Origin of the sequence: Streptomyces sp. NPDC049837, from assembly GCF_040674455.1 — a bacterium.
In the GTDB taxonomy this organism is placed as follows: Bacteria; Actinomycetota; Actinomycetes; order Streptomycetales; family Streptomycetaceae; genus Streptomyces.
On the sequence record NZ_JBFAMP010000002.1, the window covers coordinates 516,177 to 541,030 of the forward strand.

Sequence of the window (24,854 nt, forward strand, 5' to 3'; positions counted from 1 at the left end):
GGAGACGTAAGAAGGCAGGTGCCATGAGCGCGGTGTACGCGGCCGAGGGTGCCGACTTCCGCGGCCCCCTCGACGTCACGAAAGCGGCGACGGCCGTCCTGGACGCCGACGGCACGGTCGTCGGCTGGAACCCGGCGGCCCACGCCCTGCTGGGCTACCCCCCGCAGGAGGCGGTGGGCCGCCCCATCGGCACGTTCATCGTCGACCGCCCCGGCGAATACCACCTGGCCACACCCCTCCCCGGCGCGGCACAGGCCCGCCGCCAGGTGCTCCACATGCGCCACCGGGACGGCCACATCATCCGCGTGGCGACCGCGAGCCTCCCGCTCTCCCACGGCGGCACCGGGCCCGCCAAGCTGCTCGCGGTGGCCGACGCCGACGAGACGGAGCGCTGGGAGGCCCTCCAGTCGATGCTCCGGGGCCTGGCCACCCAGTCGCCCGTCGGCCTCGCCATCTACGACACCGATCTGCGGATCGTGTGGACCAACCACGCCCTCTACCAGGAGATGGGCACCTTCCAGTACGCCGGGCTCGGCCCCGACGAGATGGTCGCCCACGGCGAGATCCTCTCCGACGGCTACCCGGGCACGCTCGAGGAGGCCATGCGCCAGGTGATCGCCACCGGCGAGCCCGTCATCGAACTCCACTACAGCGGCCGCCCGCCCGCCGACCCCGAGCACGACCACGTCTGGTCCTGCTCGTACTACCGCCTCCAGGACGCCGACGGCCGTCCCCTGGGCGTCTGCGAGGAGACGGTGGACATCACCGACCGCTACCTCGCCCAGCAGCGCCTGGACCTCCTCGTACGGGCCGGCGCCCGGGTCGGCACGTCCCTGGACATGACCCGCACGGCGCAGGAGCTCTCGGCCGTCGCCGTCCCGCAGTTCGCCGACGGCATCACCGTCGACCTCATCGACGTCGTCCTGGAGGGCGAGCAGCCGACCCCCGGAACGGCGACCGCCCGGCGCGTCGTACGCGTGTGGGAAGGCCCCGCGTCCGCAGACCGCGACGCCCACCCCGCCCGGCGCCGGCCCGTCGACCACCCGGCCGACTCCCTCCAGGCGCGCTGCCTGGCCGCCGGGCGCCCCGTCCTCGACACCGGCACGGGCCCCGTCCACTCGCGGCTCGCCGTGCCGCTGCGCACCGAAGGCGCCTCCCTCGGCGTCGTGACGTTCTGCCGCGACCGCCACCCCGACCCGTTCGAGTCCGGCGACCTCCTGGTGGCCGACGAACTCGTCGCCCGCGCCGCCGTCAGCATCGACAACGCCCGCCGCTTCACCCGCGAGCACGCCGCCGCCCTCACCCTCCAGCGCAGCCTGCTGCCCCGGCGCCTGCCGAAGCTGACCGGCGTCGACGTCGCCCACCGCTACCTGCCGGCCGACAGCAGGGCCGGGGTGGGCGGCGACTGGTACGACGTGATCGCCCTGTCCGGCACCCGCGTCGGCCTCGTCGTCGGCGACGTGGTCGGCCACGGGGTGCGCGCCGCCGCCACCATGGGCCGCCTCCGCACCAGCGTGCGCGCGTTCGCCCGGCTCGACCTCCCGCCCGACGAACTCCTCACCCGCCTCGACGAACTCGTCACCCAGGACGCCCACGAACAGGCCGCCGTCCACGCCCCCGGCTCCGCGACCGAGGCCGACGACCCGGCGCTCGGCGTGACCTGCCTGTACGCCGTCTACGACCCGGTCGCCGGCCGGTGTAGCATGGCCCGCGCCGGAAGCCCCCTGCCATCCGTCGTCGACCCCGCCACCGGAGCCGTCAGCCACCCCGACGTCCCCGCCGGACCGCCGCTGGGGCTCGGCGGCCTGCCGTTCGAGAGCGCCGAGTTCGACCTCCCCGAAGGCAGCCTCATGGCGCTGTTCACCGACGGGCTCGTCCAGGGCCGCGACCGGGACCGCGACGCCGAACTCGACGCGCTGCACACCGTCCTCGCCGACCACGAGCGGCCCCTGGACGACCTGTGCGACCGGATCGTCGCCACGCTGCTGCCCGGCCCCGTCGACGACGACGCCGCGCTCCTCCTCGTACGCACCCGCACCCTCGACAGCCACGAGGTGGCCGCCTGGGACCTGGCCGACGACCCCGAAGTGGTCGGCCGGGCCCGCGCCCTGGCCACCGGTCAGGTCGACGCCTGGGGGCTCGACGGAGAGCTGTCCTTCACCACCGAACTGGTGGTCAGCGAACTCGTCACCAACGCCATCCGCTACGCCTCCGGCCCCATCCAGCTCCGGCTCATCCGCGACCGGAACCTGATCTGCGAGGTGTCCGACACCGGCCACACCTCACCGCACCTGCGGCGCGCCGGCAGCGAGGACGAAGGCGGCCGAGGCCTGTTCCTCATCGCGCAGATGACCCAGCAGTGGGGCACCCGCTACACCCCCACCGGCAAGACGATCTGGGCCGAGCAGCCGATCCCGCCGTGACGTCCCCCGTGTTTGCCGGGGCTCCGGCCCGGAAACCCGGGCATGGTCCGAACGCACAGGAGGCACGCCATGGCAGTGTCCGAACAGATCAGCGACGCCCTGTGGGACGAATTCCACACCGTCGTCAACATGACCTCGCGCGAACTCCAGGAATGGCTGAACGTCGAATCGGCCGGCGAGGAGACCGAAGAGGTCCCCGACCGCTCCGGGAAGCCCCTGGGCCGGCGCGTCCTCGGAATCCTCGGCAAGCGCCGCACCGACCTCACCGAGGACGACGTCGGCGTCATGCAGCGCGTCTGCGAGATCGTCCGCTCGCAGCGCGACCCGTCACTCGACCCCACAGCCGGGGGCACCGACTGGCGTCACGGCCTGATGGACATCGGCCACGACCCGCTCAAGCCGGCCTGACACCGGCCACACGGATTCTCCCCCGGCCATAGCGCCCCCACGAGGAGGATCCGTTGCGCCTGTACCACAGCCGCCCCACCGACCCCGGCTACCGCCGCAAGCGCCACGGGCGCGGCTTCAGCTACCTCGACCCCTCCGGGCGCCCGCTGCGCGACCCGGCGGAACTCGCCCGCATCAAGGCCCTGGTCATCCCGCCGGCCTGGCGGGACGTCTGGATCTGCACCCGCGCCAACGGGCACCTCCAGGCCGTCGGCACCGACGCCGCCGGGCGCCGCCAGTACCTCTACCACCCGCAGTTCCGCGCCGAGCAGGAGCAGGCCAAGCACGACCACGTCCTCGACGTCGCCGAGCGGCTGCCCGCCGTACGGGAGGCCGTCGAGGCGCACCTGGGCGACCGGGGACTCACCCGCCAGCGCGTCCTCGCCACCGCCGTACGCCTGCTCGACCTCGGCTTCTTCCGCATCGGCAGCGACCGCTACACCGACGAGAACAACAGCTACGGCCTGACCACCCTGCTGCGCGAACACTCCCGCTGCCAGGCCGGCGCGGTCGTCTTCACCTACCCCGCCAAGCACGGCAGGGAGCTCATCCAGACCGTCGCCGACCCCCCGACCTGCCGCACCCTCACCGCGCTGCTGCGCCGGCGCGGCGGCGGCGAGCGGCTCTTCGCCTACTGGGAGAGCCCCGCCTGGCACGACCTGAGCAGCGCCGACGTCAACGCGTACCTCAAGGACCTGGCCGGCCTCGACATCACCGCCAAGGACTTCCGCACCTGGCACGCCACCGTCATGGCCGCCGTCGCCCTCGCCGTCTCCCAGTCCGTCGCCCGCAGCGAGACCGCGCGCCGCCGAGCCATCGCCCGGGCGGCCCGCGAAGTCGCCGAATACCTCGGCAACACCCCGGCCGTCTGCCGCGCCTCCTACATCAACCCGCGCGTGATCGAACTGTACGAGGAGGGCATCACCGTCGCCGCGACCCTGCCCCGCCTCGGCACCGAGGGCGCCTACGGCATCCCCGCAACCCAGGGCCCCGCCGAACGGGCCGTCCTGCACATGCTGCGCACCGGACGCCCGCCCGCCCCCTGATCACGGCCAGGACGGCTCCTTGCGGGGCACCACCACCAGCTCCGACACCGCGCTGCCCGCCGGCACCGACAGCGCGTACAGCACCGTGTCGGCCACGATGTCCGGGCTCTGGAGCAGCGACACGTCGGCGTCCGGGAACCGCTCCAGGATGAACGGCGTCTCCATGCCGCCCGCGATGATCCCCGTCACCCCGATGCCCGGGCAGTCCCGCTGGGCCTCCTTGAACAGCGTGTGCGTGAAGGCCCGCAGCCCCGACTTGCCCGCCGAGTACGGACCGGCCTCCGTCCACGTCCGGTTCGACGCCGTCGACAGGATGTTCACGATGTGGCCGCCGCCCCGGGCGACCATGCGGCGGTAGGACTCCAGGCACAGGTACATCGGCCCCAGCAGGTTCGTGGTGACGACCCGGGTCACCTCCTCCGCCGTGAGGTGCTCGATCGGCTTGGAGACGTCCACGGCCGCGTTGTTGACCAGCACGTCCACCGCCTGGCCGTCCCCGTCCAGCTCCCGGAACACCTCCGCCACGGCCCGCGCGTCCCGCACGTCCAGCTCCACGAAACGCGCGTCCCGCCCGTCCTGGGCCAGCTCCTCGCACAGCTCCCGCGCCTGCTCCTTGCGCACGTCCGCCACCAGGACGGACGCGCCCGCGCCCGCCAGCCGCCGGGTGATCGAGGCGCCCAGTCCACGCGCCCCGCCGGTCACCAGCGCCTGCCTGCCCCGAAGATCGCCGCCCATGCCTGCCTCCTCCACTGCCGGTTGCTGACTCCCACTGTGGCCTGCGCCACTACGCACGGCACCCCGGACGATCACTGTGAGCAAGCACACCAGAAGTGCCGAAAGCCCAGGTCAGACCCGAAAACGCACCCCGGCGGGCCGCTGACCAGGCCACTTCTCCCGTTCGCGGCACCCGCCCTTCTGCCACCATGGTCGACGCTGCCGGACCGCCTCCGACGAGGCGCGCAGCAGCAGACAGATCCGGTGGACCGGCCGTGCGACGCAGCAGATGGCCCCACTTCCGCCGATTCCGCCATCCGAGTCCACCGGCTCGTCACCCCCGTAACTCACCGTGCCTTCTTCCTCCACGCCCTCCGCCCCCGCCCCTACGCGCGTCGACCACTCGCCGTGGCGCTCCCTCAAGTACCGCAGCATGCGCTGGTGGTCCCTCGCGAACCTGGTGTCCAACGCCGGTACGTGGATGCAGCTCACCGTGCAGAACCTGCTGGTGCTCCAGATCACCGGCTCCGCCGCCGCGACCGGCCTGTCCCTGTCCGTGCAGGCCGCGCCCGGGCTCCTGGTGAGCGTCGCGGGCGGTGCCGCCGTGGACCGCTGGCCCCGCAAGCTCACCGCCGCCGTCAGCCAGGCGCTGCTCGGCGCGGTCGCCTTCACCACGGCCCTGCTCGTCGCGTTCGACCAGCTCAACCTGGGCGTCCTGATGGCGCTCGCCGCGGTCACCGGCCTCATCGCCACCATCGACGGGCCCGCCTGCGCGCTGCTCGGCAACGACCTGGTCCGCGCCGAGGACGTCCCCTCCGCCATCGGCGTCGGGTCGCTCGTCAGCAACGCGGGGCGACTCGCGGGCGCCGGACTGGCGGGCCTCGCCGTCGGTGTCTTCGGCACGGCCGCCGCGTACGCCGCGAACGGCGTGTCGTTCCTCTTCGTCGCGGCCGTCATCCCCTTCCTCCGCCCGGTCGCGACCGCCGTCACCAAGGCCGCGCCGACGGCGCCGCGCGAGGACGACATGACCGTCCGGGAGGGCCTGGCCTTCTTCGCCCGCCGCCCCCGGCTCGTCGCCCTCGCCGGCATCAGCGGCATCAGCGCGATCTTCGGCCGGAACTACGGGCTCACCCTCGCCGTGCTGGTCACCGGACCGCTGGCCGGCGGCGCCGGCGCCTTCGGTACGGTCTCCACCGTCCTGGCCGTCGGCGGCATCGTCGGCGCCGTCCTCGGCGCACGGCTGCGCAAGCCGTCCGTACGCCTCGTGGGCACCCTCGCCGCCGCCGGGGCGCTGCTCCAGGTGGTGGCCGGGCTCTCCCCGTCCCTCGCCGTCCTGCTGGTCCTCGTCCTGCCGATGGCCGTCGTCGAGTCCGTCTCCGACACGGCCGGCACGACCGTCCTCCAGACCGACCCGCCCGCCCACATGCGCGGCCGTGTCCTCGGCGTCTGGAACAGCATCCGCACCATGTGGTCCCTGGCCGGCCCGCCGGCCCTCGGCCTCCTCATGGAACTTGCCGGCGCGCGCGGGGCCCTGGTCGCGGGCGGCCTCCTCATCGCCGGCGCGATCGGCGCGGGGCACCTGCTGCGGCGCCGCCGCGCGCTGCGGCCGGTCGTGAGCCCGGTGCCCACGAAGCGCCCGGCCCTCTCCACGGCGGCCTGACGCCCACGGTCCGCACCCGGCGTCCGGCCGGGGTGGGGCCGTGCAGGGTCGCCCCCGCAGAGGCCGGCGGCAAAGCAGGGGCTCCCTTGTGAGAGACCCAAGGCCGCCGGCCTCGAGGAGGTGAGCCCGGAGGGGCCCCGCCCCCCACCCACCGGGCAGGCACCGCCCACGGGGTCACCGGGAACGGGCACCGCCCCTGTCCCGTTGTGCCCACCCGTCCCGCCCCAGCGGGACGATTGCCCACAACGGGGGGACGGTTACCGGCCCGGGGGGCGGATGGGGGTCGCCGCTTGGGCGGCGCGGCGGGCCAGGAGGGTGGTGGAGCGGCCGTTGAGGTAGGGGAGGACCACCGCCTGGCCGCCCCAGGCGCGCAGGACCTCCGCCTCCGGGAGGTCCTCGGCGGAGTAGTCGCCGCCCTTCACCCACACGTCCGGCCGCAGCCGGCTCAGCAGCTCCGCGGGCGTGTCCCCGTCGAAGACGGCGACCGCGTCGACGCTGCCCAGGCCCGCGAGGACCCGTACCCGGTCGGGGAGCGGGTTCAGTGGCCGGCCCGGGCCCTTCAGGCGCCCGACCGACTCGTCGGAGTTCACGCACACGATGAGGCAGTCGCCGATCCGCCGGGCGCTCTCCAGCAGGCCCACGTGGCCCGCGTGCAGCAGGTCGAAGCAGCCGCCCGTCGCGACCACCGTCCCGCCCCGCGCCCGCACCTGCTCCGCGAGCACGAACGGATCGGTTTCCGGTGCCTCGCGGGGCCCGGCCGGGGGCGGCGTACGCCACAGCGAGGGGTTGCCCGCGCCGCCCGCCGCGACGAACGCGGCCGCCTCGGCAACCGCCCGCTGCACCGCCTCCTCCGGCAGGGCGCCGTCCGCCAGGGCGGCGGCCGTCGCGGCGGCGAAGCAGTCGCCCGCACCGCACGCGTCGCCCTCCGCCCGGTACGGCGCCGGCACCAGCATCGGCGTCGTGGCGCCCGGCCGGGTGAGCAGCACGCCGCGCTCGCCGAGCGTCACGGCCACCGCCGCCACCCGCCACCGCTCCGCCAGGTCGGCGCCGCGCTCCGCGAACGCGCGCAGCGAGTCGCCGTCACCGCGGCACAGCGCCATCGTCTCGGCGGCGTTCGGCGTGACGATCCGCGAGCCGGGCACCGGCGCGTCGCCCTTGAGGTGCGGGTCCCACACCACGGGGACCTTGGGCGCGACGGCCGCCAGGTGCTCCCGTACCGCGCTCGCGGTGTGCCGCCCGTAGTCGGCGACGAGCACGGCGTGGGCCTGCGCGAGCGTGTCCCGCACGGCCCCGTCCGGCTCGCCGGGGTCGCCGCCGCCGCGGTCGATCCGCACCAGCGGCCGGCCGGACGCCAGCACCCGGGTCTTCACCGGCAGGGTGCCCTTCAGCGGCAGTTCCACCAGCCGGACGCGGCCCCGAAGCGTGCGGCGCACGGCCTCGCTGGCCGGGTCGTCGCCCAGCGCGGTCACCAGGACGACGTCCCGCCCGCCACGGGTGGCGAGGGCGGCGGCCAGCCCGGCACCGCCGGGGCGGCGCTGGTCGCCGGTGACGTCGACGACCGGGGCGGGGGCGTCCGGGGCGAGCCGGGTGGAGACGCCCTCGATGTCCTCGTCCAGCAGGACGTCTCCCACGACCACCAGGGGCTTGTACGCACTCATGACATCCTCCGCCGGGCCGCGACGGGCGCCGCCGCGCCCGCCGCACGCGTGGGCGGCCCCGCCTCGACCGCCGCGTCGAAGTACTCGCACAGCAGGTGCACGGCCACCAGGTGGGTCTCCTGGACGGTCGCCGTCGAGCCGGCCTCGACGCAGCAGGACTCGTCGGCCGCCTCGGCCAGCGGGTTGGGGCGCGGGCCGGTGAGCGCCCAGACCCGCAGCCCGGCCTGGCGCGCCGTCACGGCCGCCGCGATCAGGTTGGCGCTGCGGCCCGAGGTGGACAGCAGCATGAGGACGTCACCCGGACGGCCGTGGGCGGCGACCTGCCGGGCGTACACCTGGTCGAACCCGTAGTCGTTGCCGATGGCCGTGACGCTGGACGTCTCGGCGTGCAGCGAGATGGCCGAGAAGGCGGGCCGTTCCCGCTGGTAGCGGCCCACCAGCTCGGCCGTCAGGTGCTGGGCCTGCGCGGCGCTGCCGCCGTTGCCGGCGGCCAGCAGCCGGCCGCCCACCGGGAGGACGGCCGCGAGATGGCCGCCCCACTGCGCGATCCGGTCCAGATTCCGGCGCCGGAACCGGCCGAGCGCGTCCTGGAGCGCCTGGCAGTGCTCGTGCGCCGCTTCAAGAGTGGAGGAAGCGAGGGGATCGGTCATGGCGTTCGGGCGTACCGCGTCCGCGTTCCGGCGGAACGGCGGCGGGCCCACACCTCCTTCGGACTTCGTCGTACCGGTGGACCGGGTCAGGCCACGCCCGTCACGGCGGGCCGGGCGGCGAGCACCGTGGCGTACTCCTTCTCGGTGGCCGCGGCGACCCTCGCCCAGCCGTACCGGCTCAGCACCCGGCGGCGGCCGGCCGCCCCGCACGCCGCCCGCTGCGCGGGGTCGGCGAGCAGTTCGCCCACCGCGCGCGCCAGCGCGTCGGGGTCCCGGGGCGGCACCAGCCGGCCGGTGGCCGGGTCGGCGACGGTGTCGAGCTGCCCGCCCACCGCGCTGGCGACGACCGGCCGCCCGCATGCCATGGCCTCCAGCGGCACGATGCCGAACGGCTCGTAGTCCGCCGGGCACAGCACCACGTCGGCGCTGCGCAGCAGCGGCGCCACGTCTTCGGGCGGTACGCCCCCGGTGAACCGGACCCGGTCCGCGACCCCGGCGAGCCGGGCGATCTCCCGCAGCCGGCGCACCTCCGGGTCGGCGTCGAGCCGGTCGGCCGGCGGGCCGCCGACGATGAGGAGTTCGGTGTCCGGCAGCCGGGTCAGCGCCGTGATGGACACGGCGGCGCCCTTGCGCGGGACCAGGCGGCCGAGTTGGAGCAGCCGGTGACGGTGGCCGCCGTCCCGCTCTGCGGCCGGGCCGTCCGGGCAGAACTGCTCGGTGTCCACGCCGCACGGCACGACGCCCACCTTGTCGGTCGGTATGCGCATCCGGCTCAGCTCGAAGACCTCGTCGTGGCAGGTGGCGATCACCCGGTCGCAGCCCAGGCCCACTTCCCGCTCGCGGTCGACGCGCTCCGGCGGGCTCGTGTCGGCCTGCTTCTGGTGGCGCCGCTTCACCGTTCCCAGCGCGTGGTACGTGTGCAGCATCGGCAGCCGCGCCTCCCGGGTGGCCCGCAGTGAGGCCACGCCGGACATCCAGAAGTGCGAGTGCACCAGGTCGGGCGGCCGGGTCCGCCACTCACGGGCCATCCAGCGGCCGAACGCCGCCATGTACGGAAGGAGTTCGTCCTTGGGGATGGGCTCCGGCGGCCCGGCGGGCACGTGGTGCACCTCGACACCGGGCCGCAGCATCACCCGGTCCGGCAGGTCGGGGGAGTCGCGGCGGGTGAAGACGGTGATGCGGTGGCCCCGGTCGGCGAGGGCGCTCGCGAGACGTGCGACGTGCACGTTCTGGCCGCCCGCGTCGACACCGCCCAGCACGGCGAGCGGGCTCGCGTGCTCCGAGACGAGCGCGATGGACAGCCCGTGGCCACGGCCGCGACCGGTGCGGTCGCCGCCACCGAGCGCCTCCACCTCCGCCTCCAGCGCGGCCGCGTCCAGCGTGTCGATGCTCAGGGCGTCGGCGTCCAGAGCCCTCGTGTCCGGCGCTCGGACGTCCGGCGCTCGGGCGTCCGATCCATCGATGCCCGGTGCGTCGACGCCCGGCGCGTCGATGTCGGGGAACGCGTCGGCGTTCGCGTCCACCTGGCGGCGGCCACGGCCGTTGTTCCGGGGACCGGTGTCCATGGGGTCGAGGGATGTCATGACCGCACCTCCGTCATCACGCGCTCCCAGTCGTTCAGGAAGCGTTTGAGCCCGTACCGTTCGAGCGCCGCCTGCCGGGCGCGCGCGCCGTCCTCGGCCGCCGCCTCCGGCTCGTTCAGGTAGGTCCGGGCGGCCCGTGCCAGCACCTCGGGCCGCGTCGACAGCGTCCCGGCGCCCGCCGGCACCGCCTCGATGGCCTCCGTCGTCGCCAGCGCCACGACCGGCATGCCCAGGTGCATGGCCTCCAGCAGGGACAGCCCCAGCGAGGTCCAGCGGATGGGGTGCAGGTAGAGCCGGCGCTCCGCCATCGCCGCGTGCAGCTCCCGCTGCGGCAGGTCGGTGCTCCGGCACCGCTCCTCGGGTACGCCCAGGTGTGCGGCGAGCCCCTCGGTACGCATGCCGAACACGTCCAGCGGCGCCGCCTCGCACAGCGCGGGCAACAGGTCCGTACCGGTGTGACGGCCGCGCCGGACCGGTTCGTTGACCACGACCGCCGCCCGTGCGAGCCGCCCGGTGTACAGGTGCCCCGGGTCGACGATGCCGTGCTCGATCACCTCGGTCCGTACCGCACCGTTGTCCCAGAACAGCCTGTTGAAGTGCGTGACGTGGACCAGCGTCAGGTCGTCGCGGTCCGCGCAGGGATGACGGGTGTCGGGGACGCTGCCCTCGGGCGCGTTGTGCTCCAGGTACACCGCCGGGACGTCCCGGCCCGGACGGCGCCCGCCCAGCCAGCGCTCGGCCAGTTCGAACTCGTGCGGCCGCTGGAGGACCACCAGGTCCACCTGCGCGTCCCGCAGCTCCTTGGGGGTCACCTCCCGTACCGAGTCCGGCCAGGTGAAGGTGCGCGCCCGGCCCAGCCCGTCGGGGCCCCGGTCCGGGGTGACGGGCACCAGGTAGGTGTGGGGTCCCTGGACGAACGCCGTCGTCCAGGACCCGTGCACATGCCACAGCAGGATGTTCATGAGCGCTCTCCTCCCGTCACCGCGACGCGTCGTCGGTGTCGTCGGAGCGGAAGAAGTCCCCGCGCCGGACCGCGTACGGGCCGATGGCCAGCAGGTCGACGGGCGACGAGCCGAAGCACTCCAGGGCGTCGCGCGGGTCGTCCACCATCGGCCGGCCGGCCGTGTTCAGGCTGGTGTTGACCACCACGGGCAGCCCGGTGCGCCGCTCGAACTCGGTCAGCATCCGCGCCACCAGCGGCTCCGCCTGCCGGTCCACGGTCTGGATGCGCGCCGTCCCGTCGACGTGCACCACGGCCGGGATGCGCTCCCGCCACTCGGGCGCCACGTCGTGCACGAACAGCATGTACGGGCTCGGCAGCACGCCGTCGAAGATCTCCGCCGCCCGGTCGGCGAGCACCATCGGCGCCACCGGCCGGAACTGCTCACGCCCCTTGACGTCGTTGAGCCGCTCCAGGTTGCCCGCGTGCCCCGGGTGGGCCAGCAGCGAGCGGTGCCCGAGCGCCCTCGGCCCGAACTCCGAACGCCCCTGGAACCAGGCCACGATCGCGTTGTCCGCCAGCGCCTCGGCCACGGTCTCCGCGATGTCCGCCGGCCGGTCGAAGGGCACGGCGGCCGTCTTCAGCCAGGCACCCAGCTCCGCGTCGGACCAGTCCCGGCCCAGATCGGCGCCCGGCATCGGCGTGGGGTCGTCCCCGCCGCCCGCCGCCAGCAGCAGCGCCCCGCCCAGCGCCGTACCGGCGTCACCGGCCGCGGGCTGCACCCACACCCGGTCGAACGGCCCCTCGCGCGCGATCCGCGAGTTGGCCACGCAGTTGAGGGCGACGCCCCCGGCGAGGGTGAGGACGCTGTCGTGGGTCTGGCCGTGCAGCCAGCGCACCAGGTCCAGCAGCGTCTCCTCCAGCACGGCCTGCGCGCTGGCGGCGATGTCGGCGTGGTCCTGGGTCCACGCCTCGTCGGGGCGGCGGCGCGGGGCGAGCTCCGCCCACGGCACCCCGGTCGCGTGGAACCCGCCGTCACCGGTGGGGTACACGTACCGGCGCAGCTCGGGCAGCATCCGGGGCCGGCCGTGCGAGGCGAGCGCCATCACCTTGAACTCGTCGGAGGAGCGCAGGAACCCGAGGTGGTCGGTGAGCTCCTCGTAGACCAGCCCCAGCGAGTGCGGCAGCTCCTGTGCGTACAGCGCCTCCAGCCGGTCGTGGACGCGGCGCGCCGCCAGGTGCGAGGCCCGCTCGCCGCGCCCGTCGAGGACCAGCACCGAGGAGGTGCCGGCGCCCTCGGCGGCGAAGGCACCGGAGGCGGCGTGCGCCATGTGGTGCGGGACGAAGCGGACGATGCCCGGGTCCAGGCCCGGCAGCGTCGCCTTGAGGAAGCCGGGCGCCTCACGCGCGTACGTCAGGCGCAGGTGGTCCCACGGGTCGTCCAGGCCCATCTCATCGGCGGGCCGGGCCAGTTCCGGGTCGAAGGAGTACGCCACCGCGTCCAGGTCCTGGGGGCGCAGCCCCGCCCGCTTCAGGCACCAGGCGGCGGCCTTCTCGGGCAGTTCCCAGGCGGAGAACGGCACCGGCCGCTTCCCGTGCTTGCGGCGGGAGAACCGCTCCTCCTCCGCGGCGGCGACGGTCCGGCCGTCGATGACCAGCGCGGCGGCGGGATCGTGGAAGAGTGCGTTGATTCCGAGAATGCGCATGGGGTCCCAGGCCTTTCGGCGAGTCGGGGGAGACGGACGGGCGTCAGGAGTCGGAGTCCGCGTGGGCGCGGAACCAGGCGATGGTGCGCCGCAGACCCTCTTCGGCACTGACGAGCGGCTCCCACTGGAGCTTGTCGCGGGCCAGGGTGATGTCGGGGCAGCGCACGGCCGGGTCGTCCGTCGGCCGTTCGATGAAGCGGATCTCCGAGTCGGAGCCGGTCAGTTCGATGACGAGCCGGGCCAGTTCCAGCATGGTGATCTCGGTGGGGTTGCCGATGTTCACCGGGCCGCGCAGCCCGTGGGCCGCCGCGGCGAGGATGCCGCGCACGGTGTCGTCGATGTAGCACAGGGACCGGGTCTGCAACCCGTCGCCGGTGACCGTGAGGGGCTCGCCGGCCAGCGCCTGGCGTACGAAGGTGGGGACGGCCCGGCCGTCGTGGCCGCGCATCCGCGGCCCGTAGGTGTTGAAGAGCCGGACGATGCCGGCGTCCGTGCCGTGCACCTCCGCCTCGGCGGTGGTGAGCGCCTCACCGAACCGCTTGGCCTCGTCGTACACGCTGCGCGGGCCGACCGGGTTCACGTTGCCCCAGTACCGCTCGTTCTGCGGGTGCTGCTGCGGGTCGCCGTACACCTCTGAGGTGGAGGCGAGCAGGAAGCGGGCCTCGCAGCGGTGGGCCAGGTCGAGTGCGTGGCGGGTGCCCAGGCTGCCGGCGTCCAGCGTGTGCAGCGGCAGGCGCAGATAGTCGGCGGGCGACGCGGGCGACGCGAAGTGCAGCACCAGGTCCGGTGGGCGCTCGACGGAGAACGGCTCGGAGACGTTCGCCTCCACGAGCGTGAAACCGGGGCGGCCGCGCAGCTCGGATATGTTCTCCGGCCGCCCGGTGCTGAAGTCGTCGACGCAGGTGACGGCCGTGCCCGCGTCCAGCAGCGCGTGGCACAGGTGCGAACCGACGAAGCCGGCGCCGCCGGTGACGACGGCGTGCTCCCAACTGCGTGAGAAGGCGGTGTTCATTCGGTCTCCATCCGTACGAGTGCGGAACGCGGACGACGATCCAGTGCCCCCCGCACCTGCGACCAGGCTCGGCCGGACGGGGGCGGGGGGCGCGGTGGTGTGCGCCATTGGAGTGGTCACGGATGGTGACGACGGCTCCGCCGAGGGCGTTCGGCGTGCGCTTCGGGTGCGGTTCGAGGGGTGTTCGGCTTCGCCCCCCGTTGTGGGCAGTCGTCCCGCCGGGGTCCCCCCTGGACGAAGTCCTCGGGGGAGGGACGGGTGGGCACAACGGGACTGGGGCGGTGCCTGTTCCCGGTGCCCACGCGGGGCGGTGCGGATACCGCCGGTGGGTGGGGGCGGGGCCCCTCCGGGCTCGCCTCCTCGAGGCCGGCGGCCTTGGGTGCCGGTGAAGGGAGCCCTGCACGGCCCGCACCCGGCCGGACGCCGGGTGCGGGCCGTGGTCACAAGGGGTTCAGGGCGCGACGGTCTCGCTGGTGATCAGCTCCGCCAGGGCCCGCAGCCCGCCCTCCGCGAGGGCCCGGCGCTGCTGGTCCGCCGAGGTGCCCTGCTGGAGCAGCCGGTGGACCAGCGAGGCCACCTCACGGCTGTCCCCGGCCTCGTCCAGCGCGGGAGTGACGTGGTCGAGCAGCATGCACAGCACGTCGCCGGCCCGGCGCGCCCTGCCCCCGGGGTCGACCAGCAGGCCGCTCAGACCGTGCCGGGCGGCGTGCCAGTTCGACGCCTGGAGCAGCTCCGGCGGGCACTCGGGCAGCGGCAGGCCGGCCTTCTCCTCCCGGATGGCCGTGGCGATCAGCCCCCGGATGAGCCCGGCGAACATCACCGCCGCGTCGGCGCGCAACTGCACGTCCGCGCAGCGCACCTCGACCGTCGGGTACTTGTCGGACAGCCGGGCCTGCCAGTAGAGCTGACCCGTGTCGGTGATGATCCCGGTGTCGAGCAGCGTCTGTACGCGTCTTTCGTGGTCCCCGAGCGAGGAGAAGCACGGCGGCGGCCCGCTGACCGGCCAGCGGCCGAAGATCACCGTGCGCCAGCTCGCGAAACCCGTGTCCTTGCCGTCCCACAGGGGCGAGTTGGCCGACATGGCGACCAGGACCGGCAGCCAGACCCGGATCCGGCTCAGGACGGCGACGCCCATCTCGCGGTCCGGCACGGCCGCGTGCACGTGCATCCCGTTGACGAGCTGTTCGGCCACGAGCTGCGGGGCCTGCGAGCGCATCGCCAGGTAGCGGGCCTTCTGGGTCACCGGCACCGGCGCGAGCTCCCGGTACGGGGCCGTCGCGCAGGCGGCGATCCGGCAGCCGTTCTTCTCCGCCGCCGTGCCGAGCGCGTGGCGCAGCCGCAGCAGGTGGCCGCCGACCTCCTCCAGGTCGGTGCACACCGGCGTGGCGACCTCCACCTGTGCCTGGAGCAGTTCCGACTGGACCTCGGCGTCCTCGACGATCGGCTCGAGACCGGCCGCCGCGCGCACGGTGTCCGCGAGGGGGACCGGCAGACACGAGTCCGGATCGAGCAGCAAGTACTCTTCCTCGACCCCAATGGTGATCATGTCGCCCCGGGTACCCTTCGAACGATCTGCTGAATCCGTCATCGCGGGGTCCCCCGATCAGCCCACGTAGCGGCGCGCCGTCGAGGTGCGCTGCGCCTCCGCCAGCGCCCCCAGCCGGGCCTCCACGGCCGGCGGCACCACGCGGCGCTCGCGCAGCACCCACGGCAGGCCCGCGAGCGCCAGCCCGAACGCCCGCAGCGACGCCCGGTCGCGCGGGACCGTGCGCGCCAGCTCCCACGTCCGCCGCAGCGCGGGCAGCACCGGCCGCCGCAGCCAGCAGAACCACAGCGTGTTGCGCAGTCCGTGCACGCGCCGCAGCGTCGGGTCCCGCGCCGGCGAGGGCGCGTGGTGGACGGTCATGTCCTCCACGTACGCCAGCCACCAGCCCTGGGTCGCCAGGTCCGTGGCCAGCAGCTCCTCCTCGCCGCCCAGCCACAGCCGCTCGCTGAACCCGCCCGCCGCCAGGAACGCGTCGGTCCGCAGTACGGTCGCCGCCGCCAGGAACGAGCCCAGCGCCGGACCCGGCAGCCAGTCCGGGCCCCGGACCGGCGAGTGCCGCAGCTCCGCCACGATCGGGTCCTCCCGCCCGTCCGGCTCGACGACGATCCGCGCAGTGACCGCCACCAGCCGCTCGTACCGGTCCAGCAGGTCCGCCCCGTAGGCCGGCGACCCCGGCTCCCACCAGGAGTCGTCGTCGCAGAAGGCCATGTACGGCGTACGGACCCGGCGCGCCGCGAGGTTGCGGCCCACCGCGCCCAGGTTCCGGCCCGGCGTCAGCAGCGTGACCTCCGGGTGGAGCCGGGCGACGGCCTCGGCGGTGCCGTCCGTCGAGCCGTTGTCGGTGACGATCACGGGCGGGCGTTCCGGCAGCGCGGCCAGCCGGCCGAGGGTGCGCAGGAGCTCGTCGCGCCGGTTGTGCGTGATCACGACGACGGTCGTACGGGGGTCCGTCACGGCACGGCTCCTTCCACGGCCCCCTGGACGTCCAGGCGCCGCGCCGCCGCCTCCACGGCCGCCGGGAGCGGCCGGCGCTCCCGCAGCGCGGCCGGCAGCCGGCCCAGCAGGTCGCGCAGCGCCTCCCGGGCCTCCGGGTCCCGCCGCGCCCGTACGGCGATGCCGCGCGTGTGCCGCAGCGCCACGGCCAGCGGGCGGCGCAGCCACGCGGTGAGCGCCGCGTTGCGGAGCTGGACGGCGGGCCGGCCGGGCCGCACCCCGCCGACCGGGCTGTGCACGGCCACCACGTCGGGGCAGTGGCACACGCCCCAGCCGTGCGCCGCCAGGTCGTACGCCAGCAGCGTCTCCTCGCCGCCCAGGAAGAGGATCGGGTGGTAGCCGCCCGCCTCCAGGTAGGCCTCCCGCCGGGCGACGGCGGCGCAGGCCAGGAACCCCAGCACCGGCGTCCCCGGCAGATCGGCCGCGCGGTCCAGCGGGGAGTCGGCGAGCCGGTCGTTCAGCGGGTCCGGCTCCCCGTCGGGGCCGACCCGGACGCGGGCGGCGAGCAGCCCCACCCTCGGGTGGCGGTCCAGCAGGTCCGCCGCGCGCGCCAGCGCCCCGGGCTCCCACCACGAGTCGTCGTCGCTGAACGCCACGTACGGCGTACGGGCGTGCCGTACGCCGATGGTGCGGCCGGGCGCCCCGAGGTTGCGGCCCGGGGTCAGCACCGTGGCCCCGGGGTGGCGCTCGGCGACGGCCTGCGGTGTGCCGTCGGTGGAGGCGTTGTCGACGACGATCACCGGTGGCCGCTCGGGCAGTGCGGCGAGGCGGTCCAGCGTCGCCAGGAGCTGGTCGCGCCGGTTGTGGGTGATCACGACGACGGTGGTGCGGGTGTCGGCGGTCACGGGCGCGGTACCTCCGGGTGGTCGAACAGGGCCTTGAGGACGTCCTCGGGCCGGATGCGCAGCAGCCGTGGGTCCGGCTCCCGCCCGTGCGGGTCACCGGGAGGCCCCGGGTGCCACAGCGCCACGTGCCGCGTACCCGGCGGCGGTCCCCACAATCGGGGCGGGACCGGGCCGAACAGGGTGACGGACGGGGTGCCGTACGCCACCGCCAGGTGAGCGATCCCGGTGTCCCCGCTCACCACGGCCGCGGCCCCCGCCAGCAGCGCGCCCAGCCGGTCGAACGGCAGCCCGCCGGGGAACACGGCCACGCCGGGGTCCGCCGCCCCGGTGTGGACCCGGTCCAGCAGCGCGTCCTCGCCCGGCCCGCCGGTCAGCGCCACCCGGTGCCCGCGCCGCCGCAGCCCGCCTACGACCGCCGCGTACCGCTCCGCCGGCCAGCGCCGGGACTCGGAGTCGGCGCCCGGGTGGACGACGACCGCGCCGGGCGCGGGGGAGGGCACGTCCGGCGCCGGGAGCCGCAGGTCGCCCGGGTCCGCCGGGATGCCGTACCACTCCAGCAGGCGGCACCAGCGGGCGCGCTCGTGCTCGTCGGCCGTCCACTCGGGCCCCGCGATCTCCGGCGTCCCGGGGTGCGCGAACGCCAGCAGCCGCCCGGGGCGCAGCCGTTGGAGCAGCCGGTGGCTGGAGGGTCCCTTGCCGTGCAGGTCGGCGGCCACCTCCGGCGGCGGCCCCTCCCAGTCGAGCCGCACAGGCACGGCCCGGCCGGGCGCCGACGCCGGGAGCAGCCGGTCCACCGCCCCGGACGCGGCCGCCGGCGCGGCGAGCTGCTCCGGTGCGGCGAGGACGATCTCGTACCCCGGAAAGGCCCGCCGCAGCGCCCGCAGCGCGGGGACCCCCGCGAGCAGGTCGCCGAGCCCGAGCGCCCGCAGGACGAGCACGCGCGGCCTCACGCGCCGTCCTCCAGGAGGTCGTCGCCCTCCAGCAGCTTCTCCACCGCCGCCAGCACGTCCTCGGCCGTCACCCCGTCCAGGCACGGATGACCGGGCACCGGGCACTCCCGGGCCCTGCTGTCCGCGCAGGGCGCGGACTGGTCGCCCAGCAGGACGTGCGGGACGCCGTAGGGGCCCCAGCGTTCGGCGGGGACCACCGGCGAGAACAGCGAGACGATCGGGGTGCCGACGGCCGCCGCCAGGTGCGCCGGGCCGGTGTTGCCGGTCACCACCGCACCGGCCGCGGCCAGCACCGCCGCGAGCTGCGGCGGCTGTGTCCGGCCGCCCAGGTCCAGCCCGTCCCGCCCGGCGACCAGCGCGGTCAGCTCCCGCTCGTCCGGCCCGCCGGTGACGACGACCCGGTGGCCCGCCCCGGCCAGCAGCCGTACCGCGTGCGCGCACCGCTCAGGGCTCCACCGCCGGGCCGCCACGCTCGCGCCCGGGTGGACCACCACGTACGGCCCGGGCCCGGTCAGCTCCGGCGCCCCCGGCGCGTGCCGCACCCGCAGCCGCCCGTCGTCGCCCGGCGGGCGCGGGAAGCCCGCCGCCTCGGCGAGGTCCAGCGCCGCCTCGGCCTCATGGGCGCGCGGCGCCCGCCGGTGGCGTACGTCCAGCAGCGAACCGGGGAAGTCCACGCTGTCGGCGGCGATGTGCCCCACCCCGGCCATGCGCAGCAACAGCGCGGCGGGCAGCGGGCTCTGGTGGAACGAGGTGAGCACCAGCGCGGTGTCCGCCCGCGCGGCGGCGATGCGGTTGATCACCCGGTCGACGTCGGCGCGCCGTACCGGCGGCGGGTCGAGGCCCACCCAGGGCGCGTCCCACACCAGCACCTCGTCCACGCCCGGCAGCAGCCGCGCGGCCGGCGCCCCGCGCGGCCCGCACAGCAGGGTGACCCGGTCCGCCCGGTGGGCCACCGCCCGCACGGCGGGCCCGGCCAGCAGGACGTCCCCGAAGCTGTCGAGCCGCACGACGAGCGCCCTCATGACCGCCTCCCGGACCCCGCCGGGCCGTCCGCCCCCGCCGCACCCTCGACCGGTCCGCCCGCCACCGGGCCGTCCGCCGGCGCCGGTCCGCCGCCCGCCCGGCGTGGGTCCTTCCGCAGCACATGCCGTACCGCGCTCAGCAGGTCACGGCACACGTGCGGCGCGGCCGCCACCTCCTCCGGCAACGTCCGGGCCGTCGGGACCAGCACCCCGCGCGCGCCCGCCGCCAGCGCCGCGCCCATGTCCGAGCCGATGTCGCCGATCACCACGCACTCCCCGGGCCGTACCCCCAGCAGCCGCGCCGCCTCCAGCACCAGGCCCGGCGCCGGCTTGCGGCAGCCGCACCCGTCCTGCGGTACGTGCGGACAGTGCACCCACGCGTCAAAAGGGCCCAACAACGCCTCCACGCGCGCGTTGACGGCCCGTACCTCCGCATCGGTCAGCAGGCCGCGCCCGATGCCCGACTGGTTGGACACCACCGCGAGCCGTATCCCGCTCTCCCGCAGCAGCCGCAGCGCCTCACGCGCCCCCGGCATGGGCCGGACCTTCTCCGGGTCGCCGTTGTACGGGACGTCCTCGACGAGCGTGTCGTCCCGGTCGAACAACACCGCCGCCGGGCGCCTCACAGGACGCCGTCCCAGCTCTCCGCCGACCGGTGACGCAGCTCGCCGGACAGCCGGTGCCAGGTCGCGACGGCGGGGATCAGCGCGCTCGTCACGGTCATCGTCACGATCTCGTCCACGGTCCGGGGCCCCGGCGCGATCCGGGCCCGGGCGAACTCCGCCGTCCCCAGCAGCCAGCCCGCAGCCGCGAGCACCGCCGCCCGGCGCCGCCCGGTGGCTGCCAGCAGCGCCGCGCCGAGGCCCGCCGCCGTGACCGCCGCGTGCCGCCGGATGCGCCCGCGCGGCGCCGCCGCCCGTTCCCACCAGTCGGGGCCGTGCAGCCGTTTCATCAGGGCGTCGTCGGCGTTGCCCTTCTGGAGCCGCACCGACACCCACCGGTCGGCGGGCCGCACCGGATGCTCGGTGCGCCGCTCGCCGCGCACGATCCGCCAGCCCGCGTCGATGACCCGCAGCGCCAGGTCGGCGTCCTCGCGGAAGGCGCGCGGGAACCGCTCGTCGAAACCGCCGACCACCTTGAGCACCTCGGTGCGGTACGCCATGTCGGCGGTCACCCACAGGGCGCCCTGGAGGCCCGCCGTGTTGCGTTCCCAGTCGGTGGGGCGGCGGTCGGCGGGCAGCGGCACCCGTACCACGCCCTGCACGCCGCCCGTGTCGGGCGAGGCCTCCGCCAGGTCCCGGGCGAGCTGCTCGCGCCAGTACGCGCTGACCCGTACGTCGTCGTCGAGGAGCACCGTCCACGGCTCCTCCACGGCGCGCACGCCCGCGTTACGGGCCGCCGCGGGGCCCAGCCCGCCGGTGCGCAGGACGAGGGCGCGGTCCGCGAGCGCGCCCAGCGCCTCCAGCGGCAGTGGGTCGCCCGGCGGGCCGGGCCGGTCGTCGACCAGCACGATCCGGCTCGGTTCGGGCCCCTCGCAGGAGGCGAGGGCGTCGAGGCAGTCGGCGAGGCAGGGCCGTCCGATCGTGGGGACGACCACGGCGTACGAGGCGAGCGAGGGGATCATGCGTCTGCGCCTCCACATCCTGGGTCGGTTTCCGGAGCGACGTACGGAATGCCCATGTTCGGTCACTTTATGCACATGTGGGATGTACCGCACGGGCTCGGCCGGTCAGATGGGACTCAGCCGGTCAGATGCCGTTCCATCCAGTCGGCGGCGGTACGGCGGAACAGCCGCCGGTTGTCCGCCCGCCGGAACTCGTGACCCTCCTCGTGGAGGGTCAGCAGCTCGGCCGGCAGGCCGCGTTCCCGGGCCGCCCGCACGACCTGCTCGGACTCGCCCGGCGGCACGTTCGTGTCGTGCTCGCCGTGCACCGCCAGCAGCGGTACGCGCAACTCGTCGATCCGGCTCATGGGGGACAGGGCGCGCAACAGCTCCCGGTCGCGCACCGGGTGGCCGTACTTGTGGGCCGCCGACTCCGCGATCCACGGCTCGGTCCCGGCGAAGAACGTCGCGAAGTCCGACATCCCGCACACCGCGACGCCCGTGCGGAACAGCTCCGGGTGCCACACCAGCGAGGCGAGGGTGAGGTAACCGCCGTACGAGCGGCCCATCACGGCCAGCCGCGTCGGGTCCGCCCGTCCGGTCAGGATCACGTGTGCCGCGCAGTCGGCGACGTCCTCGATCGCCGCGAACCTGCCCGTACCCAGGTCGGCGTCCACGAAGGACCGCCCGTAGCCGGAGGAGCCGCGCACGTCCGGCGCGAAGACGTCCAGTCCGCGCCCCGTCAGCTCGTGGTACAGCGGCTCGAACACCGGCCGTTCCTGCTCCTCGGGGCCGCCGTGCAGGTGGATCACACACGGCGCGGGACGACTCCCCGCGCGCCCCGGCGCCCGGTAGTACCAGCCGCCCAGCACCAGCCCGTCGCGCGCGGTGGGCCGCAGCGGTGCCGGACGCACCGGCGGCCGCCCCGCCGGCACGGCGTCCTCGTCCCGCGAGGACCAGGGCGTGCGCGCGGGCGACGCCGTCCCCGGCACCCACCACACGCCCGGCTTGCGCTGCGAACCCGACAGCGCCAGCACCATCCCGCCCGACCCGGCCCTGCTGATCCGGGTGACCACCTGGTGCGGCAGGGCGACGTCGTGCGGCGGCGCCGTGCCGGTGGCGCCGCCGCCGGGCGCGGGCGCGGCGGGCCCGGCCGCGGGCAGGCCCAGCGTCTGGAGCTCGCTGGCGCCCCGCACGTTCCAGGCGAGCGCGGCGGTCCGGCCGTCCTCGGCGAACGCCAGCAGTTCGAGGTCGCAGCCCTCCCGCTCGGCCGGCACCGACAGACCGGTCCGCCGGCCCTCGTCGTCCAGCCCGGCCGCCAGCAGCGCCGCGAACTCCCGCTCGTGGTCGCTGCGCAGCCACACCGTGCGGCCGTCCGGCGAGAACCGGCCGATCCAGGGGTCGCCGTCCGCGACCCGCAGCACGGACCCCGTGCCCAGGTCCTCGGTGCGCACCACCACGGCCTCCCGCCGCCCGCGCGGGCCCCGGCGCACCAGCGCGAGGCGCCCGTCCTCGCTGACGTCGCACACGCGCAGCGTCGCCGCCCCGCTCTCGGCGGCCACCAGCACGGGGGAGCGGACCCCGTCGGGGTCGACCAGATAGGCACCGAGCCGGTCCCGAACCTCCCCGTCCGGTGCGGCCCCCTCCGCCTCCGGCCCCACGTCCCCGTAGTGCGGGCCGCCCAGCAGGGCGGCGTGGCCGTCCCGTTCCGCCCAGCCCGCCGGCAGGTCGACCGGCACGGCGTCCTCCCCGGCGACGTCCGCCCGGACGGGCCGGGCCGGCGACGGCGGGGGTTCGGCGACCGTCACGCCCACGGCCGAGCCGTCACGCGTCCAGCACCCCAGGTACGCCGAGCTGCCGGAGTCGGCGCCCGCCACGATCCGGCGGCCGGTGCCGTCCGGGCGTACGCACAGCACCCGGGTGTGCTCGCCGCCGCCGGGGGCCACCGTGTAGGCGATCCAGCGCCCGTCGGGCGACCAGGCCACCTCCGTTACGGGGTCGGGGTCGGAGTCGAGCAGGTGGATGTCACCCCCGTCGACCGCGCCGGCCGGCCCGGTCCACAGTTGCGGCACGCCCGTCCGGTCGCAGATGAACGCCACGCGCTCGCCCGTGGGGTCGGCCGACGGGTACCAGCAGCCGTGCGAGACCAGCGGCTGGGGGACGTCCCGCAGACCGGCCGCGTCGGCGAGCGGCACCGGCAGCGGTGCCGCCGACGTGTTCCCGGTCAGTTCCTGGCTTCCGGTCAGATCCTGTGCGTCTGCAGCCATGTCTCCAGCAACGCGATCTGCCACAGGGCGTTCGCCCCGCGCTTCGTACGGTGGTCGTCGGGGGCGGCGAGGAGCTCGGCGACGTACTCGTCCCGGAAGACGCCCCGGGAGCGGGCCTCGGGCGCGGACAGCGCCTGGCGGACCCGTTCCAGCACGGGCCCGGCCATGTGGCGGATCGCCGGCACCGGGAAGTAGCCCTTGGGCCGGTCGACGACCTCGCGCGGCAGCAGCGTGCGCCCGGCGTCCTTGAGCACGCCCTTGCCGCCCTGCGCCAGCTTCAGCTCGGGCGGGCAGGCCGCCGCCAGCTCCACCAGCTCGTGGTCGAGGAACGGAACCCGCGCCTCCAGTCCCCAGTCCATCGTCATGTTGTCGACCCGCTTGACCGGGTCGTCGACCAGCATCACGTGCGTGTCCAGCCGCAGCGCCGCGTCCAGGGCCGTCTCGGCGCCGGGCGCGGCCATGTGCTCGCGCACGAACCGGCCCGAGGCGTCGTGGTCGGTGAGCATGTCCGGCTGGAGCACCCGGGCGAGGTCGGCGTGCGGCCGGTCGAAGTACACCTCCGCGTACTTCTCCGGCTCCCGCTCGCGCGGCACGGCGGCCATCTCCGGGTACCAGCGGTAGCCGGCGAACACCTCGTCGGCGCCCTGGCCGCACTGGACGACGCTCACCTCCTTGGACACCAGCTCCGAGAGCAGGTGGAAAGCGACCACGTCATGGCTGATCATCGGCTCGCTCATCGCCGCGATGGCGCCGTCGAGGGCGGTCGACACCCGGTCGGAGGGCACCATGAGCTGGTGGTGGTCGGTGCCGTACCGGCGTGCGATCAGATCCGAGTACGCGAACTCGTCGCCCTCCTCGCCGCCCTCCGCCTCGAACCCCACGCTGAACGTCGCCAGGTCCTCCTGGCCCTCCTCGGCGAGCAGCGCCACGATCAGGGACGAGTCGAGCCCGCCCGACAGCAGAACGCCGACCGGCACGTCGGCCACCATCCGGCGGCGCACCGCGGTGCGCAGCGTCTCCAGCACCGCGTCCCGCCAGTCACCGGCGTCGAGCCCTGCGAACTCGGGGCGGCGCGTGTACGACGGCTGCCAGTAGCGGTGGTCGGTGTACGAGCCGTCCGGCTCCACCACCCGTACCGTCGCGGGCGGCAGCTTGCGCACCCCGGCGAGCACCGTGCGCGGCGCCGCCACCGTGGCGTGCCAGCTCAGGTACTGGTGCAGCGCGACGGGGTCGAGCGACGTGTCGACGCCGCCACCCGCGAGCAGGGCCGGCAGTGTCGAGGCGAACCGGAGCCGGCCGGAGCCGTGCGCCAGGTACAGGGGCTTGATGCCCAACCGGTCCCTGGCCAGCACCACCCGGCCGGTGTCGTTCTCGACGATGACGAACACGAACATGCCGACGAAGTGGTCGACGCAGTCCGTGCCCCACTGTCTGTAGGCCTTCAGGATCACCTCGGTGTCCGAGGTGGAGAAGAACCGGTGCCCCAGGGCGCGCAGCTCGGCGCGCACCGCCTGGTAGTTGTACACGCAACCGTTGAACACCCCGGTGAGCCGGGCCTCGGTGTCCGTCATCGGCTGGGCGCCGCGCTCCGACAGATCGATGATCTTCAAGCGGCGGTGGCCCAGGGCCACCGGCCCCTGCGACCAGATGCCCCGGCCGTCGGGCCCCCGGGCCGCCAGCCGGTCGGTCATGCGTTCCACGGCGGCCACATCGGGCCGCCGGTCGTCGAAGCGGATCTCGCCGCTCAGGCCGCACATACGGCACCCCCCGGCACAGCCGGGACCTCAGA

Annotated in this window: 20 protein-coding genes; 4 read left to right on the forward strand and 16 right to left on the reverse strand. The window is 75.4% G+C overall.

Annotation, left to right across the window (positions count from 1 at the left end; genetic code table 11):
- Positions 1-23 precede the first annotated feature (23 nt).
- From AB0J57_RS06835 to AB0J57_RS06845, 3 genes are all read left to right on the forward strand, one after another.
- Positions 24-2,423, forward strand: coding sequence for a SpoIIE family protein phosphatase (locus tag AB0J57_RS06835; RefSeq protein WP_366126930.1), 2,400 nt, complete (start codon positions 24-26; stop codon positions 2,421-2,423).
- A gap of 69 nt (positions 2,424-2,492) precedes the next feature.
- Complete coding sequence (locus tag AB0J57_RS06840) at positions 2,493-2,831, forward strand: DUF3140 domain-containing protein (protein ID WP_366126931.1); 339 nt, start codon at positions 2,493-2,495, stop codon at positions 2,829-2,831.
- A 53-nt stretch (positions 2,832-2,884) separates the two neighbouring features.
- Positions 2,885-3,916 (forward strand): DNA topoisomerase IB, encoded by a 1,032-nt coding sequence (locus AB0J57_RS06845; protein WP_366126933.1) that lies wholly within the window; start codon positions 2,885-2,887, stop codon positions 3,914-3,916.
- Here AB0J57_RS06845 and AB0J57_RS06850 read toward each other — a convergent pair whose 3' ends face one another.
- Positions 3,917-4,651 (reverse strand): SDR family oxidoreductase, encoded by a 735-nt coding sequence (locus tag AB0J57_RS06850; protein WP_366126934.1) that lies wholly within the window; start codon positions 4,649-4,651, stop codon positions 3,917-3,919.
- 331 nt (positions 4,652-4,982) lie between these two features.
- On the opposite strand from AB0J57_RS06850, the gene AB0J57_RS06855 reads away from it, so the two are divergent.
- Positions 4,983-6,290, forward strand: a complete 1,308-nt coding sequence (locus tag AB0J57_RS06855; protein WP_366126935.1) for an MFS transporter — start codon at positions 4,983-4,985, stop codon at positions 6,288-6,290.
- Between the two features lie 257 nt (positions 6,291-6,547).
- Here the strand turns inward: AB0J57_RS06855 and rfaE2 are convergent, their stop codons facing one another.
- From rfaE2 to AB0J57_RS06930, 15 genes are all read right to left on the reverse strand, one after another.
- Positions 6,548-7,948: a D-glycero-beta-D-manno-heptose 1-phosphate adenylyltransferase gene (gene rfaE2, locus AB0J57_RS06860; RefSeq protein WP_366126936.1), complete on the reverse strand. Its 1,401-nt coding sequence runs from the start codon at positions 7,946-7,948 to the stop codon at positions 6,548-6,550.
- Positions 7,945-8,598, reverse strand: coding sequence for an SIS domain-containing protein (locus tag AB0J57_RS06865; RefSeq protein ID WP_366126937.1), 654 nt, complete (start codon positions 8,596-8,598; stop codon positions 7,945-7,947). The genes rfaE2 and AB0J57_RS06865 overlap by 4 nt, the downstream gene beginning before the upstream one ends.
- Positions 8,599-8,684: 86 nt before the next feature.
- Positions 8,685-10,181 (reverse strand): glycosyltransferase, encoded by a 1,497-nt coding sequence (locus AB0J57_RS06870; protein WP_366126939.1) that lies wholly within the window; start codon positions 10,179-10,181, stop codon positions 8,685-8,687.
- Positions 10,178-11,143 carry a glycosyltransferase gene (locus tag AB0J57_RS06875; protein ID WP_366126940.1) on the reverse strand — a complete coding sequence of 322 codons (966 nt, stop codon included), beginning with the start codon at positions 11,141-11,143 and terminating at the stop codon, positions 10,178-10,180. Before AB0J57_RS06875 ends, AB0J57_RS06870 begins: the two co-directional genes overlap by 4 nt.
- 16 nt (positions 11,144-11,159) lie before the next feature.
- Positions 11,160-12,827, reverse strand: a complete 1,668-nt coding sequence (locus AB0J57_RS06880; protein ID WP_366126941.1) for a carbamoyltransferase C-terminal domain-containing protein — start codon at positions 12,825-12,827, stop codon at positions 11,160-11,162.
- 43 nt (positions 12,828-12,870) lie between these two features.
- The gene (locus AB0J57_RS06885; protein WP_366126942.1) at positions 12,871-13,839 is read right to left on the reverse strand and encodes a UDP-glucuronic acid decarboxylase family protein; all 969 of its coding nucleotides are present in this window, start codon (positions 13,837-13,839) and stop codon (positions 12,871-12,873) included.
- Positions 13,840-14,290: 451 nt separating this feature from the next.
- Positions 14,291-15,385 carry a glutamate--cysteine ligase gene (locus AB0J57_RS06890; protein WP_366126943.1) on the reverse strand — a complete coding sequence of 365 codons (1,095 nt, stop codon included), beginning with the start codon at positions 15,383-15,385 and terminating at the stop codon, positions 14,291-14,293.
- Positions 15,386-15,442: 57 nt separating this feature from the next.
- Complete coding sequence (locus AB0J57_RS06895) at positions 15,443-16,339, reverse strand: glycosyltransferase (RefSeq protein WP_366126944.1); 897 nt, start codon at positions 16,337-16,339, stop codon at positions 15,443-15,445.
- Positions 16,336-17,223: a glycosyltransferase gene (locus tag AB0J57_RS06900; RefSeq protein ID WP_366126945.1), complete on the reverse strand. Its 888-nt coding sequence runs from the start codon at positions 17,221-17,223 to the stop codon at positions 16,336-16,338. The genes AB0J57_RS06895 and AB0J57_RS06900 overlap by 4 nt, the downstream gene beginning before the upstream one ends.
- Positions 17,220-18,173 (reverse strand): glycosyltransferase family 9 protein, encoded by a 954-nt coding sequence (locus tag AB0J57_RS06905; RefSeq protein ID WP_366126946.1) that lies wholly within the window; start codon positions 18,171-18,173, stop codon positions 17,220-17,222. Before AB0J57_RS06905 ends, AB0J57_RS06900 begins: the two co-directional genes overlap by 4 nt.
- The gene (locus AB0J57_RS06910) at positions 18,170-19,195 is read right to left on the reverse strand and encodes a glycosyltransferase family 9 protein (RefSeq protein ID WP_366126947.1); all 1,026 of its coding nucleotides are present in this window, start codon (positions 19,193-19,195) and stop codon (positions 18,170-18,172) included. Before AB0J57_RS06910 ends, AB0J57_RS06905 begins: the two co-directional genes overlap by 4 nt.
- Positions 19,192-19,836, reverse strand: coding sequence for an HAD family hydrolase (locus tag AB0J57_RS06915; protein WP_366127168.1), 645 nt, complete (start codon positions 19,834-19,836; stop codon positions 19,192-19,194). The genes AB0J57_RS06910 and AB0J57_RS06915 overlap by 4 nt, the downstream gene beginning before the upstream one ends.
- The gene (locus AB0J57_RS06920) at positions 19,818-20,819 is read right to left on the reverse strand and encodes a glycosyltransferase (RefSeq protein WP_366126948.1); all 1,002 of its coding nucleotides are present in this window, start codon (positions 20,817-20,819) and stop codon (positions 19,818-19,820) included. Before AB0J57_RS06920 ends, AB0J57_RS06915 begins: the two co-directional genes overlap by 19 nt.
- 116 nt (positions 20,820-20,935) lie before the next feature.
- Positions 20,936-23,065 (reverse strand): prolyl oligopeptidase family serine peptidase, encoded by a 2,130-nt coding sequence (locus AB0J57_RS06925; protein ID WP_366126949.1) that lies wholly within the window; start codon positions 23,063-23,065, stop codon positions 20,936-20,938.
- The gene (locus tag AB0J57_RS06930; RefSeq protein WP_366126950.1) at positions 23,041-24,822 is read right to left on the reverse strand and encodes an N-acetylglutaminylglutamine amidotransferase; all 1,782 of its coding nucleotides are present in this window, start codon (positions 24,820-24,822) and stop codon (positions 23,041-23,043) included. Before AB0J57_RS06930 ends, AB0J57_RS06925 begins: the two co-directional genes overlap by 25 nt.
- Positions 24,823-24,854 lie beyond the last annotated feature (32 nt).